The 14,684-nt window shown below is 49.5% G+C and carries 14 protein-coding genes, 1 pseudogene and 1 riboswitch; of the genes and pseudogenes, 8 read left to right on the top strand and 7 right to left on the bottom strand.

The annotated features are described in order from the left end of the window. Nucleotides 1–24: 24 nt before the first annotated feature. Complete coding sequence (locus tag HCR03_RS01395) at nucleotides 25–522, bottom strand: GAF domain-containing protein (RefSeq protein WP_156990688.1); 498 nt, start codon at nucleotides 520–522, stop codon at nucleotides 25–27. Nucleotides 523–1,228: 706 nt separating this feature from the next. Between HCR03_RS01395 and HCR03_RS01390 the strand changes: the two genes are divergently transcribed. From HCR03_RS01390 to HCR03_RS01380, 3 genes are all read left to right on the top strand, one after another. Continuing rightward, on the top strand, nucleotides 1,229–1,432 hold the full coding sequence (locus HCR03_RS01390; protein WP_187036344.1) for a hypothetical protein: 204 nt from the start codon (nucleotides 1,229–1,231) through the stop codon (nucleotides 1,430–1,432). A 101-nt stretch (nucleotides 1,433–1,533) separates the two neighbouring features. Then, nucleotides 1,534–1,815: a GNAT family N-acetyltransferase gene (locus tag HCR03_RS01385; RefSeq protein WP_066643814.1), complete on the top strand. Its 282-nt coding sequence runs from the start codon at nucleotides 1,534–1,536 to the stop codon at nucleotides 1,813–1,815. Nucleotides 1,816–1,968: 153 nt separating this feature from the next. After that, nucleotides 1,969–2,694, top strand: a complete 726-nt coding sequence (locus HCR03_RS01380) for a hypothetical protein (protein WP_139104015.1) — start codon at nucleotides 1,969–1,971, stop codon at nucleotides 2,692–2,694. Nucleotides 2,695–2,902: 208 nt separating this feature from the next. Here the strand turns inward: HCR03_RS01380 and HCR03_RS01375 are convergent, their stop codons facing one another. The 3 genes from HCR03_RS01375 to HCR03_RS01365 all read right to left on the bottom strand — a co-directional run bounded on the left by HCR03_RS01375 (nucleotide 2,903) and on the right by HCR03_RS01365 (nucleotide 6,142). After that, a complete protein-coding gene (locus tag HCR03_RS01375; RefSeq protein WP_228725050.1) occupies nucleotides 2,903–4,261 on the bottom strand; it encodes an MATE family efflux transporter in 1,359 nt (452 codons plus the stop codon). A gap of 92 nt (nucleotides 4,262–4,353) precedes the next feature. After that, nucleotides 4,354–5,058 (bottom strand): DUF3298 and DUF4163 domain-containing protein, encoded by a 705-nt coding sequence (locus HCR03_RS01370; RefSeq protein ID WP_066644432.1) that lies wholly within the window; start codon nucleotides 5,056–5,058, stop codon nucleotides 4,354–4,356. 94 nt (nucleotides 5,059–5,152) lie between these two features. Further along, nucleotides 5,153–6,142: a 2-hydroxyacid dehydrogenase gene (locus tag HCR03_RS01365; protein ID WP_187036342.1), complete on the bottom strand. Its 990-nt coding sequence runs from the start codon at nucleotides 6,140–6,142 to the stop codon at nucleotides 5,153–5,155. Between the two features lie 243 nt (nucleotides 6,143–6,385). Between HCR03_RS01365 and HCR03_RS01360 the strand changes: the two genes are divergently transcribed. Next, nucleotides 6,386–7,156, top strand: coding sequence for a MerR family transcriptional regulator (locus HCR03_RS01360; RefSeq protein ID WP_187036340.1), 771 nt, complete (start codon nucleotides 6,386–6,388; stop codon nucleotides 7,154–7,156). Nucleotides 7,157–7,237: 81 nt separating this feature from the next. Here HCR03_RS01360 and HCR03_RS01355 read toward each other — a convergent pair whose 3' ends face one another. From HCR03_RS01355 to thiD, 3 genes and pseudogenes are all read right to left on the bottom strand, one after another. Then, on the bottom strand, nucleotides 7,238–7,429 hold the full coding sequence (locus HCR03_RS01355; RefSeq protein ID WP_066644420.1) for a thiamine phosphate synthase: 192 nt from the start codon (nucleotides 7,427–7,429) through the stop codon (nucleotides 7,238–7,240). A gap of 15 nt (nucleotides 7,430–7,444) precedes the next feature. Then, a complete protein-coding gene (gene thiC / locus HCR03_RS01350; RefSeq protein ID WP_187036338.1) occupies nucleotides 7,445–8,758 on the bottom strand; it encodes a phosphomethylpyrimidine synthase ThiC in 1,314 nt (437 codons plus the stop codon). Next, a pseudogene (gene thiD, locus HCR03_RS01345) lies at nucleotides 8,755–9,550 on the bottom strand (bifunctional hydroxymethylpyrimidine kinase/phosphomethylpyrimidine kinase). The gene thiC and the pseudogene thiD overlap by 4 nt, the downstream one beginning before the upstream one ends. 228 nt (nucleotides 9,551–9,778) lie before the next feature. Continuing rightward, nucleotides 9,779–9,878, bottom strand: a riboswitch (TPP riboswitch). Nucleotides 9,879–10,698: 820 nt separating this feature from the next. Between thiD and HCR03_RS01340 the strand changes: the two are divergent. The 4 genes from HCR03_RS01340 to HCR03_RS01325 are packed head-to-tail and all read left to right on the top strand — an operon-like array spanning nucleotide 10,699 to nucleotide 14,661. Then, nucleotides 10,699–11,616 carry an ABC transporter permease gene (locus HCR03_RS01340; protein ID WP_166525116.1) on the top strand — a complete coding sequence of 306 codons (918 nt, stop codon included), beginning with the start codon at nucleotides 10,699–10,701 and terminating at the stop codon, nucleotides 11,614–11,616. A 15-nt stretch (nucleotides 11,617–11,631) separates the two neighbouring features. Then, a complete protein-coding gene (locus tag HCR03_RS01335) occupies nucleotides 11,632–12,687 on the top strand; it encodes an ABC transporter permease (RefSeq protein WP_066644411.1) in 1,056 nt (351 codons plus the stop codon). Beyond that, a complete protein-coding gene (locus HCR03_RS01330) occupies nucleotides 12,684–13,700 on the top strand; it encodes an ABC transporter ATP-binding protein (RefSeq protein WP_156990685.1) in 1,017 nt (338 codons plus the stop codon). Before HCR03_RS01335 ends, HCR03_RS01330 begins: the two co-directional genes overlap by 4 nt. Beyond that, the gene (locus HCR03_RS01325) at nucleotides 13,693–14,661 is read left to right on the top strand and encodes an ABC transporter ATP-binding protein (protein ID WP_187036336.1); all 969 of its coding nucleotides are present in this window, start codon (nucleotides 13,693–13,695) and stop codon (nucleotides 14,659–14,661) included. The genes HCR03_RS01330 and HCR03_RS01325 overlap by 8 nt, the downstream gene beginning before the upstream one ends. Nucleotides 14,662–14,684 lie beyond the last annotated feature (23 nt).

Here is a 14,684-nt window from a genome sequence, read left to right as displayed (position 1 = left end):
CGTCAAAAGACAGCCGGAAGGTTTTTAAGATTTCGTCCATTCGCATCCGCCGGAAATCATCTCTGCAATTTCTTCCAGCGCACGCGCGTCTTCATCGCTGAACCGCTTTAAAACCGGGCTGTCAATATCGAGCACACCGACCACTCCATCCTTGATGCGGAGAGGGATCACCAGTTCGGACGCCGAATCGGAATCGCAAGCGATGTGCCCCTCAAAACGATGCACATCCGCAACCACCTGTGTTTTATTCTTCGCGGCTGCCGTACCGCACACTCCCTTTCCAAAAGGGATGTGGATGCAGGCCGTCTTTCCCTGAAACGGCCCGAGCAGAAGCTCTCCGTTCACAAGCCGATAGAAACCTACCCAGTTGATGTTCGGCAGAGCACCGTTCAGCAAAGCTGCCGCATTCGCAAGATTAGCGACCCAATCCGTTTCCCCATCCAAAAGGACTTCCATCTGCTGTTTCAGCAGCTTGTACCGGCCGGCGGGGTTTTCCGGGTAAATTGATTTCACAAGTTCCATCCAAAATTTCCTCCGAATATCAGAATGTTTACAGTATAGCAGAAAACCGGCAAAACGCAAAGTTCCCGGAGCTGTCCCCGGGAGTTCACGGATATAACCATTTTTCAGGATTATGTTCAAGCACTGCTTCTTCCGCATATTATATGGAAAAGGAGTTGAATGATCATGCCAATGGGATTTTTTCCATTTGTTTGGAATACACCTTGTAACAGGCAGCCACGCCAAAAAATGAAGCCTTCTGCGACGATGTCCGCACAGTCACCGATGCCGCAGCGTCCTCCTGCTCCGAAGTCACCGGTACAGAAACAGAAATACGGGGCTTGTCCTCCAGTCCGCAATTTGCCGCATAAACAGGAAGGGATCCGCTCTGCGGCCCCGTCGCCGGTTTTTAAAAGACCAGCCGTACAAACGGCCAATCCCTATGCAAAGAAACATCCCAATCAGCAAATATCCGGAAAAAAGCACTGATCCCTTTCTGCCGCATCGTTTAAATCAATGAAAGAACGGCCATACTAAAAGGTGCGAGGTGAGGAGCAGTTGTTCCGGACCCTCCCGGGGAGCGTACAATGGGGTGCGCTCCTTATTTTTATAAAAAGCCCGTCTTTCTGGCTGCTATTTTAGCTTCCGCCTATTCCCGTGAGCCATATTGACAAGCTGAGTCTACTTGTCATAGTATATAAAGCTCAATGAAAAGGAGGTGCAATTCATGTCATGCTATCGCCGTTTCAGGGAAGATGGCGCCAACGATTCCAATTTTGAAAACGCAATTGAAAGCCTTGCTTCCAATGAAAATCTTACTGAAGCCGTTTCCGATCTGAAAAATCTGGCAAATGCCGACCTGAGCGCGCTGAACGATCAAGAATTATGCAGACTTTTCCGCTTCCTTAGCTGCTATTTCTGCAGAAGATAACTCTCTGCTTTTAATATTCAGGCAGTTCCCGGCAGCTTTGCCGGGAACTGTTCTTTATGAAATGAATTGGACGTGCTATACTTTAATCGAGGTGATTCAAGATGGTATTAAAACATGAACCGGAACGAATATTTTTTCTGGATCAAGCCGGGAAAACGGTTGCGGAAGTAACCTTTCCTCAGATTCGGAAAGGAGTTGTAGACATAAACCACACCTTTGTTGACGATTCCCTACGCGGTCAGGGAATCGCTTCCCGCTTAATGGAAGCAGTTGCCAAGTCGCTTCGTAAAGATGGGAAACAAGCTGTCTTAACCTGTTCATACGCAAAGAAGTGGTTTTCCAGCCACAAAGACTATTCGGATATTCAACTGAACCAGCCCTAATGGTTTTTCAGAGACCAGGGGGGCGCCTTGCCCGTTCTTTTTTGAAAAAGGTATTATCTTTCACGATTCGTTCTTAACCAAATATTAAGTCTTTCATATTATGTACTAAACAATTTATAGAAACGAATTACTGTACAGATGGGAGATTGTAATATGTATAACGGGACAAATCCAAATGAATATTACACATATTTTCAAAACCAGTTAAACGGTCAAGGAAATTTTTGTGGTTTTAACCCGGATCCAAATTTTGCCGGAGCAAATCAGGAAGCCTTCAGAGGCAACAGATGCTGCTGCTGTATTGGACCGACGGGGCCGACAGGCCCAACCGGTTCCATCATAGGCATTCTCGGCCCGACAGGGCCTACCGGCCCAACGGGGCCTACCGGCGCAACCGGACCAACCGGCCTTCTCGGCCCAACGGGACCGACCGGACCGACGGGAGACACCGGCCCAACGGGACCGGCTGGAGTTCTGGCCGGGATTCAGGCACAGCTGGTGGGAAGCTCCGGCGCAACTTTGGCAAGCGGCGCGAACGTGCTCTTCGATTCTCTTCTCAACACGTCCAGCCCATCCATCACCTATGCGGCCGCAACAGGTATTTTCACCGTTTCGGCTCCGGGCACTTTTCTGGTCAACTGGTGGGTCTCCGTCGACGGAACCGCTGGTCCGGCGTCCGTTGCCTTTGCGTTGAGACTAAACGGATTGACCGATATCCCGAGCACCATGCCTGCCACCACCGGACAGATTTCCGGAAGCGCACTTGTCACAATCGGAACGACGCCGTCTACTTTGGCACTGGTAAACACGACGGGGGCGGCTGTTCTCTACGGAGCCGTCACGCCGCAGGCAAACATCGTCATTTCCCAGGTGATTTAATATTCAGAGCATATCAATGGGGCTGTTGCAAAATGGATTTGCATAGCTAACTGTACAAATAAACAGCCCTGAAAGCAAGAAAATGCGCCTTGAGACGGCTTTAGAAGCCTAGTCAAAGCGCATTTTCTGTGCATTTTTTACGACGAGGCTATTTTGCAGCAGCCCCTTTTTTAAGTTTGCCGTCTGTTCTAGAAAAACATTATTCTTCTTACGTCAAGGTTGATACCCATTTTACCCGAAGAATTAAAACCACCGAAATCACCGCGGCCATGTAATTGGAAAAAAGATTTCCCCAAAAGACCGAATAATACTGCAGCGACTGTTCCGTAGCCAGAATAAACAGATATCTCAAAAGCCAGATGCGAAGAATGCCGAGAAAAAGCGGAACCGTTGTTTTGCCAAGACCGATGAACGCCCCCTGTACCGCCATGCAGACGCCGAACCCGACGACGGAGTACGTGTAGATGTGCAGAGCACGGTTCGCAATGTTAAGGACATCGGCCCTTTGGGTAAACAGGATGGTCAGATGGGATGAGAGCGGTACAATCACCGCGATAATCGCAAGGGCGGTCACGGCGCTTGCCACACATCCCACCCGGCAGGAGCGTTTCGCATTCTCGGGCTGCGCCGCCCCGATATTGATGCTGACCATCGTCGTCACGGCGGAACCGAACGCCGCCGGAAGATTAAAACACACCGCCGTTATATTGTTGGCAATGCCCTGGCCGTTTAAAACAACAGCGCCGTATTTCTGCGTTTCGTTGTTAATCAGGAAAAATCCCAGATTCATCATCAGGCTTGCGAGCATGGCCGGAATCCCGATTCTGACGAGCTGGATGATCAAATCCCGGTCGAAACGGAACCCGCGAAGCGACAGCTTGTCCTCTCCGTTCTTGATAAACAGCTCATAAAACATCCAGACGCAAATCAGGATGTTGGAAAAAAGCGAAGAAAGAATACAGCCCACAATTCCCAGACGAAGCATAACGATAAAGACAATGTTAAATAGAATTTTCAGGACCAGTAAAAGCACCATACGGATAAACGTGGCTTCCGGCTTACCCGTCGCGTTTTTAATCGCGTTGTAAATACTCTCCAGAAAAGAAAACGGCAAAACAAACGCATAAAGACTGATGTAAAGAAATACATTATGAGAAATTTCCGGGTCGACGTTCGCGGAGACCGGAAATGCCGCCAAGGCCGATAACGGCGCGGCGCAGATTCCTATAATGGAAGCAAATGCTACCACCTGCACGGAGATATGCCGGACCTTGCTAAAGTCACCCTGGCCGTTTGCCTGGCCGATCACCGCCATTGCCGCCACGCTGATCCCCTGCGCCAGCGCCACCATCATATTGATGACCGGCTCGCTGTATGTAACGGCGCTTGCCACCAGCGTACCCGCCGCGTTATTGATAAAAAGTCCGTCCGACAAAGGAAGCATCGCCTGGATGACGCTCATCATCAGCGTGGGCATAGACAGCATCAAGAGGGTTTGTAAAATGTTTCCGTGAAGAATTCGTTCCCTTCGCTGCTCGGTACCCTGATGTAAAAAATCGAGATTCAAAATTTTCCTCTTTCTATTTCTATATTAAAATTTTAGCAGATCCGATGCTTGATCAATCAACCGGGCGGCCCGCAAGCCGCCCGGTCCGTTTTTTAAAACTGAGGTACTCTTCCCAAACAGGACAGCACAATACCAAGGGAATCATACGGAATCATAAAGGTTACAATTCCGGATGCATAAGGGGCAATTTCATACTGCTGGTAATAGATTGTCACCCCGTCGGGAGTCAGATAGTAATTTTCAGGATTAAAATATTTCAGGATCAGATGTTTGTAATCATCAAAATAAATGCCGGGGTTTTGCCGCATGTTTTCTTCCGCCTGCCTGAGTATTTTGGAGGCAACTACACGGCGGTAATTTTGACCCGGTGCGAAAAAATGGGACAGCGAAAATCTTCTTCCGCTTTTCAGGCTGAAGGTATCGGAAGCCCTGATTGTATTGCCATGAGCACCGCCTGTAAACTCATACCGGTCTCGGTATGAGCTGAGATAACAGTCCTGGTTCAGCGTAATTTCATATTTCATCACCGCGTCGTATGTTCTGAACGGATAATCATGCTCCTGCGCACTGTGATAATCCCTGACTGCCTGCCGGTACAGGGTCGCCGCCGCATACCGGGAGAACTCCGCCCCCTGCTGCCGGAACCGGGAATTGATTCTGGCCTGGGCGTTTGGATTTTCCCTGAGTCGAATTTCCGGATACTGGGCAGCCAGAGTAAGAACTACGGTACCGCGGTAAGAAAACTCCCGATTGTTTTCCTGAAAGGTTACCTCGGCGCTGCTGTTGGGTAAATTCATGTTGATCCCTCCCGCTTCATTCTATGATCCAATTTGACATTTCAGAAAAGGGTTTTACGGGAGAGAGTAAATTTATGTAGAAATAATTTAAGCGTTATATTCCGTTAACAATATTATTCGGTCTTTTTCCCTGTGCCGCCAGAAACAGATTATTCCAGATATTCCGGTGCAGCCTGTAGAAAACACCGTCCGTCGTGCCGCCGATATGCGGGGAAAACAAAACCCGGTACCGACAGCTGTCGCTCAGATTCAGCAGCGGATTTTCGAGAGTTGCGGGTTCCGGATCAAGCGTGTCGAGTCCGGCTCCGGCAATACTTCCGTCTTCCAACGCCTGCGCCAATGCGTTCTGATCAACAATTTCTCCTCTGGCCGTGTTAATCAGAAACGCGGAGGGCTTCATCTTCTTCAAAAAATCGCCGTCTACAAATCCAATCGTATCCGGCGTTACCGGCAAATGGAGGCTGATAATGTCGCAGGAAGCTGCCAGCTCGTCCAGCGGAAGATACTCAGCGCCAAAATCATTTTCCTCTTGCTCGCTCAGACGGCGCCTGCTGAAATAGCTTACTTTCGAACCAAAAGCCGCAAGACGTTTGGCGGTCGCTCTGCCGATACTGCCAAAACCGACAATTCCAACATGGCAGGATGCGAGTTCCGGTATTCCGTTAAGAATAAAGGAAATTTTCGCCTGCCCCTGTTTACCCTGCCTTACCAGGCTGTCCCCCTCCCGAAGCCGGCGAAGAAGAGCAAGCATCAGTAAAATGGCCTGTTCCGCTACCGCTCCGCTGTTCAGAGAAGCATTATTGCAGACGTAAACACCGGCTTCCCTTGCAGCCTGCGTGTCGATCCCGTTAAAGCCGACTCCCTCCGAGTGAATCACCCGCAGATTCGGCATATTCTCAATCAGATTGCGGGAAACGGGGCTGACGGCATCAACGATGATAAAATCCGCGGTCTTTCCAATCCGAAGAGCCTCTTCCTCCCGATAGACGCTGTCAAGATATAGCAGCTCCCAGTTGTTTGGAATTTTTGAAAAATCCGTGTATTTTTCAATCCGCTTTTGGGAGGTGAGCACCAACACTTTCATTTTTGTCCCTTTCCAAACAGTCTTCTTAATTTAAAATACGCGCCGGCACTTCTGCCCGCGCGGTAAAAATGGACTAAAAAGCGCCGGAAAAATCCGGCTGCTCATACTATACTAGAATCTGTCCCATTTGACAATACCGGCAATGCTCATACTGGAAAATTATCTTAAAAATTTTTTTTGAATAAGGTATTGACATTACCGCCGCGTAAAGCTGTAAGATTTCTTTGAAAGGAGAAGAGCTGAATGGAATACAGCATACAAAAATTTGCAGGCCTATCCGGCATCAGCACACGCACTTTAAGATATTACGATGAAATCGGCCTGTTGAAACCGGAAAGACTGAGCTCTTCCGGTTACCGAATCTACGGTGATTCACAGGTAAGGCGCCTGCAGCAGATTCTGTTTTACCGGGAACTCGGCGTCAGTCTTGACGAAATCGGAAGGATCCTCGATTCGCCCGGATTCAACGCCGCCGAGGCGCTTCGCCGGCACCACGAACTTCTCCTTCAACAGCGGGCCCGTCTAAATCTTTTAATTCACAACGTCGAAAAAACGCTTGCCTTTGAGAAAGGAGAAATATTCATGGCAGACAAAGAGAAATTTGAAGGCTTTAAAACGGAGCTGGTCAAGCAGAACGAGCAGCGTTACGGCAAGGAGATCCGGGAAAAATACGGAGATGAGGCCGTTGACCAAAGCAACCGCAAAATGCTGGGTATGACGCAGGAACAATACGTTCGGTTTCAGGCGCTGGAGCAGGAGCTGAACCGTGCTTTGCTGAAAGCCTTTCAGTCCGGCGACCCGGCGGGAGAAACCGCTCAGCATGCGGCCGATCTGCATCGGAGGTGGCTTTCCTACACCTGGAATCATTATACCCCCGAAGCCCACGCCGGCCTGGTTCAAATGTATGTGGAGGATCCGCGGTTTACCGCATATTATGACCGGCTGCAGCCGGGCCTTACAAAATTTCTGAAGGACGCGGTAACAATCTATACTGAGCATCTGAAAAAAGCATAACAAACAGAGCCGTCCGTAATGAATTGCCCCAAGAAACCGGGGCATTCATTTTCGGACGGCTCCACTTTTTCAGAGTAAGGATTATACGCGACGAAAAATCGTGCGAAGTTCCCGAGCAGCCGAGGTGATATCCGGCTCAGCAAGAATAGCCGAAACCACCGCGAGGCCGTCGACTCCCGTGCCGCAAAACCGCGCGGCGTTCTGAGGGCCGATTCCCCCGATTGCCACGATCGGAATGATCACGGCGCGCCGGATTTCCGCGAGCGTTTCCATAGACCTTCCTCTATTTTATTTTTCGGAACAAAATTCCACTTTCTGCCCATCAAGAATTAGATTAGTGGTCCGTACGGCGCACATTTTTCCGCACATGGAGCAGGTATGACGATCAGCGGGCGGTGTGCTTTCAAAATACCGCTTCGCTTTCTCGCCGTCGATTGCAATACGGAAAATCTCATCCCAGTCCATATTCTTACGCGCCATCGCCATTTGACTGTCGCGCTCCCGTGCGTTGGGGATTCCCTTTGCAACGTCCGCGGCGTGCGCCGCGATCAGGCTTGCGACGATTCCCTCTTTCACATCGTCCAGATCCGGCAGGCGCAGGTGTTCCGCCGGAGTTACATAACAGAGAAAATCAGCACCCGCGCAGGCGGCGATCGCCCCCCCGATCGCCGCCGTAATGTGGTCGTAGCCGGGCGCGATATCCGTTACCAACGGCCCCAGGACATAAAACGGCGCACCGTGGCACAGGCGTTTTTCCAGCGCCATGTTGGCGGCGATCTCGTTCATTGCCATGTGGCCCGGACCTTCCACCAACACCTGCACGTCCTTTTTCCAGGCGCGCTCGGTCAAATGGCCGATTTCAATCAGCTCAGCGATCTGCCCGGCGTCGGTGCTGTCATCCAGGCAGCCCGGCCTTAACGCGTCGCCGAGTGAGATCGTCACATCGTATTCGCGCAGGATGTCAAGGACCTCGTCGTAATATTCAAAAAACGGATTTTCATTTCCCGTCATTTCCATCCACGCGAAAAGCAGCGAACCGCCCCGGGAAACAATATTCATTTTTCGCCCCTGCCTGCGGAACGATTCAACCGCCCGCCTGTTGATGCCGGCATGGATCGTCATGAAATCCACACCCTCCTTTGCGTGAGCCTCAACCACTTTCAAAAAATCCTGAGCGGTGATTTCCAGCAGGTCCTTTTCAAGATATCCGACCGCGTCGTAAACGGGAACCGTGCCGATCATCGCCGGGGACTCTGCAATCAGCTTCCGGCGGAATTCCCGGGTCTTTCCGTAATTGCTCAAGTCCATGATCGCCTGAGCGCCGAACCGGGCCGCAAGCTCCGCTTTTTGCAATTCAACTGCGTAATTTTTGCAGTCGCCCGATACCCCGAGGTTCACGTTGATTTTTGTGGAAAGCCCCTCCCCGACTCCTTCCGGGGAAAGCGCCATATGGCCGATATTCGCCGGAATCACGGCGCGTCCCGAAGCGACCTTTGTCAGAAGCTTTTCCGGTTCCATCCTCTCTTTTTCGGCGACCCTTTTTAATTCTTCCGTTATAATTCCTTTTTTAGCTGCTTCCATCTGTGTTTTGTAATTTTTCATCCTCTGATCCCTTTCATGAAGTAAAAATGATTGGTCGGTCCGTGGCCTTTTCCGATCGGCAGCGCATGCTCGATCGCCCCGGTCACATATTCCTTCGCCTCGCGGACCGCTTCCGGTACGCTTAGGCCCAGCGCCAGATTAGCCGCAATGGCGGAGGACAGCGTGCATCCCGTGCCGTGCGTGTTTTTTGTTTCGATCCTTTTGTGTGTAAAGGTGTAAAACCGGCCGCCGTCAAACAGCAGGTCCTCCGCTTCACCGGAAAGATGCCCCCCCTTCAGCAGGATATTTTCCGCGCCCATTTGGAACATCAGCTTTGCGGCAGCACGGCGATCCTCCGGCGTAATGATATTCCTTCCGGTAATGGCCTCCGCTTCCGGTATGTTCGGCGTCAAAACGCAGGCCAGAGGAAGGATCTCCTCTTTCAGGGTCCGGAGCGCCTCCGGCTGCATCAGGGCACAGCCTCCTTTTGCCAGCATCACGGGGTCGACGACCACCCCCGCGAGGCCGGTATTGCTTCAGCTTCCGCGCAACAATACGCATCAGCTCCGTGCCGGAAAGCATCCCGATTTTTACGCCGTCAACCGCAATATCCTCAAATACTGCGTCAATCTGGTCTGCAACCGTGGACGGTGCCATGTCGCAGATCGAAATCACACGCTCCGTATTTTCCGCGACGATGGACACAATCACGCTCATGCCAAACGTGCCGTGCGCGGCAAAGGTTTTCAGATCCGCCTGAATTCCGGCTCCGCCGCTGCAATCGGAGCCCGCTATCGTCAGAAGATTTTTCATTTGGTTTCCTCCTTTTCTTAATCGTATCTTAAATTTGGGGTTTTGGATTCAAAAACGGGTTTCCGTCAAACAAAAATAGCCCACCGAAACCGGCGGGTTATTTTCTCTTTGCTCCCTACAACAGCGTTAACTGACAGGTTCAAAGGGTCAGGTTTTACCTTCTCAACTCTATATGAGTCCCCCCGCGATATTCAATTAAAAAGGCGCCCGCCAAAAGAGGCGAACGCCGATCAAACAATTTCACGTTCCCTACTCCGGTGTTAACCGACAGGTTCAAAGGGTCAGGTTTTACCTTCTCAACTCAGAGTGAGTTCCCCCCGTTTTCAATTTATTATATCTTTTTCCAAGTTTTCTGTCAATTTAATTTTTATTAAAGTTTATGCATTGCAAATTCAATAAATACTTATTGTTATATTCAGATTTTTTGGCATATTTTGTCATATGCAGCTTTTTCTGAAGTTAAGCGCAAATAAGCGTCCATTTATTTGCAAAGGCACAGCCTTTACTATTTACAGAAAAAAAGAATTTTAGCGGTTTCAAAAATAACTGTTTAAATCTTCCATCGGTTAGTGAATATTATTTCATTCTTGCTGGAATTATTCAGAATGGGACAAAATGAAGACGGTTTTTGGCTTAAATTCGTCCTTGACAATCAAAGGATGTTAAACTATACTTTTATTTAAATTCATAAATACTTTTAGCATTAGGCATTTTTAATCTTTCATGATGCAAATCCGGTAAGCTTCAAAGAAACAAATTACTTAATGAAACATGGGGAGTGGTCAAGAGACCGGGAGAAGGATACCCTCTCAAAAAAGAGGACAACAGTATGGGTTTTCAGCAGCCAAGCAATTCCATACATTAAGTATTGAAGTTAAAATTTGATGCCTTGCCTATTGCGACTCGATAGGCCAGTTCTCATACATTTGGAACGGTTTGCCGTTACATAATGCACATCATGCATTCGAAATGCTCGGAAAATTCACGCATTGGGCATTTTCGGTGCGTTTTTATAAAAATTCTAGCAATGAATATTTATTAATTACCGTAATATTCTAGCCATGAAGATTTATTAAAGCGGCGGGCACATTCAGCGAAGAATGTACCTGCCGTTTCTAATAAATAAAAGGAAAAAAGGGGGATATATTTTGGGAGCATATGCCATTAAACGAATCGGTTATGCCTTACTGACAATTTTTTTCATATCTATTATCACATTTACTTTAATGAATTTGATACCTGGCGGGCCATTTCTGAGTGAAAAGAACATTCCGCCGGAAACCGTAAAGGCGCTGAATGTAAAATACGGACTTGACAAGCCTCTTCCCCAGCAGTATCTGAATTACATGGGAAAACTGATTACGGGCGATTTAGGCGACTCGTTAAAACAAAAGGGCCGTTCCGCAGATGATATTATCTTTACAGCTTTTCCAATTTCCGCCAAGCTCGGCGGCATTTCCATTTTGGTCGCGGTCATCTTGGGGGTCTTTATGGGCTCTGTTTCGGCGCTTAACAGAGGCAGGTTCTGGGATCGGCTGCTTATGGTAGTCTCAACGCTTGGAATCGCGGTTCCAAGTTTTGTCATGGCTGCTTTTCTAATGCTGGTTTTCGGGGTAAAGCTTCGCTGGCTGCCGACCATGGGCCTGCATTCTGTCACGGCCTTTATCATGCCGTGTGCCACCCTTGCGTTTTATCCGATGTCATATATTACAAGGCTGATGCGTTCCGGCATGCTGGACGCTCTGGATCAGGACTATATCCGTACGGCAAAATCAAAGGGCGTCGGAAAGTCCCTTCTGCTGTTCAAGCATGCCCTGCGCAACGCAGTGCTTCCGGTTATTACCTACCTCGGCCCAATGATCGCTTATACAGTAACAGGCAGTTTCGTCGTGGAAACCGTATTTAATATTCCCGGACTTGGGCGTGAATTTATTCAGTGCATCACTGCCCGCGATTATCCGTTGGTAATGAGCACGACCATTTTCCTTGCCGTCCTCATTGTCCTGATGAACTTAGTGGTCGATCTTAGTTACAAGCTGATTGATCCGCGCATTACACTTCAGTAAAGGGAGGACATGGAAATGGAAGCTTTTAAAAACCCGTTTTCCCTTCATTTGAACGCGGAGGATTTTCTTCCTGCGGCGGATGAGGAAAAACAGCAACTGATTATTATGAGAGAGAGCACGACATTTTGGAAGGATGCTTGGCGCAGGCTGACACATAATAAGGTGGCAATGGCTGCTTTCGTTGTGATTATTATCGCGATTCTTTTCGCTTTTGTCGCTCCCTCGTTTTATCCTTACGCTTACGACCAGCAAATTCGCGGAAGTGAATTTTTGCACCCCATGCAGTATTCCGCGAAAGAGCTGAAAGCCATTTCGGCGGGGCAAAGCGTTTTCCCGCATTTTCTGGGTACGGATATGCACGGCCGCGATATGGTGATCCGGCTGATGATGGGCACTAAGATTTCGCTGCTGGTCGGAATCATCGCCAGCATGCTGGTTTTACTGATCGGGACTGTCTATGGCGCAATTTCCGGCTTTTTCGGCGGCGTGGTCGATCTGGTGATGATGAGAATCGTCGACGTGATCTATTCGATTCCGGATATGCTGACGATTATCCTTCTTCAGGTTACGCTGAAAGCACCGCTGACCAATTTGTTCGACGCTCATCCGTCGCTTGGCTGGCTTCAGGCAATGGGTGTGCCGATGGTCAGTATCTTTTTGACATTCAGTCTGTTGTACTGGACCAACATGGCAAGAATCATCCGCGGGCAAATCATGGCTCTGAAAGAGCAGGAGTTCGTAACAGCCGCTCACGCGCTTGGCGCCTCTAACAGCCGAATCATTATTAAGCATTTGATTCCAAACTGTATCAGCGTTCTGATTGTTACCGCGACACTGGAAATTCCAAGGGCGATTTTTACGGAGGCATTCCTAAGCTTCCTTGGACTCGGCGTTATGAACCCCATGGCAAGCCTTGGTTCCCTCGCTTCCGATGCCATCGGCGGCATGGAATCGTACACGTACCTGCTTGTGGCGCCGGCGGTTGCCATCAGTTTGGTTATCCTCTCCTTCAATCTGTTCGGCGACGGCCTGAGGGATGCGTTTGATCCAAAACTGAAGGAGAATAAATGATGAAACAAGAACATTTGCTTGATATTAATGATCTAAAAGTATCTTTTTTCACCCCTGCCGGTGAAGTCAAAGCGGTAAACGGGGTAACCTATACGATGGATTACGGCGAGGTTTTGGGCATTGTCGGTGAATCCGGAAGCGGTAAAAGCGTTTCCGCCTACACTCTGACGGGTCTGGTCGACCGCCCGGGCAGAATTGTCGGCGGCAGCGTAAACTTTAACGGTCATCAGATTGAAAAGCTCCCCGAAAAGGAATTTCGCAAAATCCGCGGAAAAGAAGTCAGCCTGATCTTTCAGGACCCGATGACTTCTCTGAATCCCGTTTTTACCATCGGGAATCAGCTGGAAGAAATGCTTCGGCTGCACACCAGTAAAAACCGGGCGCAACGCCGCCAACGGGCGATTGAACTGCTGAATCTGGTCGGCGTCAACGAGCCTGAAAAACGGCTGAAGCAATATCCTCATGAATTTTCCGGCGGCATGCGTCAGCGCGTCATGATTGCCATGGCGCTGGCCTGCGAGCCAAAGCTGCTGATCGCCGATGAACCAACCACAGCGTTGGACGTAACCATTCAGGCTCAGATTATGGAATTGATGGTCGACCTGAAAAAGAAAATCGGAATGTCCGTTATGCTGATTACGCACGACCTCGGCGTCGTTTCCGATGTATGCGACCGAATTGCGGTCATGTACGCCGGGAAAATCGTAGAAATTGGAACCACAGACGAAATTTTTTATGAGCCGAAGCACTGCTATACCAACGGCCTGCTCCGCTCTATTCCAAAGATTAACGAGACGACTCACGAACGGTTGATTCCCATCGAGGGAACGCCGGTTGATTTGCTCAATCCTCCAGCGGGATGTCCGTTCGCCCCACGCTGCGAATCCTGCATGAAGATCTGTCTCAGACAAATGCCGGAATTCATACAGCATTCTGAAACCCATAAAAGCGCCTGCTGGCTGAATCAGAAAGCGCTGCTGGAAAAACAGGAAGGAGCAAACGGCGATGAGTGATAAATTGCTGGAAATCCAAAATTTGAAACAATACTTTCCTGTTAAAACAGGCACTTTCAGCAAAGGCTATGTACAGGCGGTCGACGACGTCAGCTTTTTTATCAACCGCGGCGAAACATTAGGCCTGGTTGGTGAAAGCGGATGCGGCAAAACAACGACAGGACGTACGATTTTAAGGCTTTATGAGCCTACCGACGGAAAAATCATTTACGACGGTGTCGATGTAACGCACGTTGATTTCAAGCCGTACCGCAGAAAGATGCAGATTGTGTTTCAGGATCCCTATGCTTCTCTGGATGCCCGCATGACGGTCGGCGATATTGTCGGCGAGGCAATCGACATTCACAATCTTGCTTCTTCAAAAGCGGAGCGCAAGGAAAAAATTCTGGCTCTGCTCAACCGAGTCGGGCTGAACAGCGAGCACGCAAACCGCTATCCTCATGAATTTTCCGGCGGTCAGCGCCAGAGGATCGGCATTGCGCGAGCGCTTGCGGTGAACCCTGAATTTATCGTCTGCGATGAGCCGATCTCCGCGTTGGATGTTTCGATTCAGGCGCAGGTGATTAATATGTTTGAAGATCTTCAGCAAGAGTTGGGTCTGACTTACCTTTTCATCGCGCATGATCTTGCCGTTGTCAAACACATCAGCAACCGCATCGGCGTGATGTACCTGGGCAAATTGGTGGAGCTGACAGACAGTGAGACTCTCTATTCAAACCCGCTTCACCCGTATACAAAAAGTCTTCTTTCGGCAATTCCGGTTCCGGATCCGAAATCGAGCCGCGAAAAACAGAGGATTGTGCTGGAAGGCGACATTCCAAGTCCGCTTCATCCGCCGACCGGCTGCCGTTTCCGCACCCGTTGCCCCTATGCGGTTCCGGAATGTGCCGAAGCGGTTCCCGAAATGAAGGAGTATGAACCCGGCCACTTTGCCGCGTGCCATAGAATTCAGGAGATTTAATTGGGCATTCAGTCTTGTTTGAG

The sequence above is a fragment of the Caproicibacter fermentans genome, assembly GCF_014303955.1.
In the GTDB taxonomy this organism is placed as follows: domain Bacteria; phylum Bacillota; class Clostridia; order Oscillospirales; family Acutalibacteraceae; genus Caproicibacter; species Caproicibacter fermentans.
Note: the sequence above shows the minus strand (reverse complement) of the source record. Positions and strands in the feature narration are given on the sequence as shown.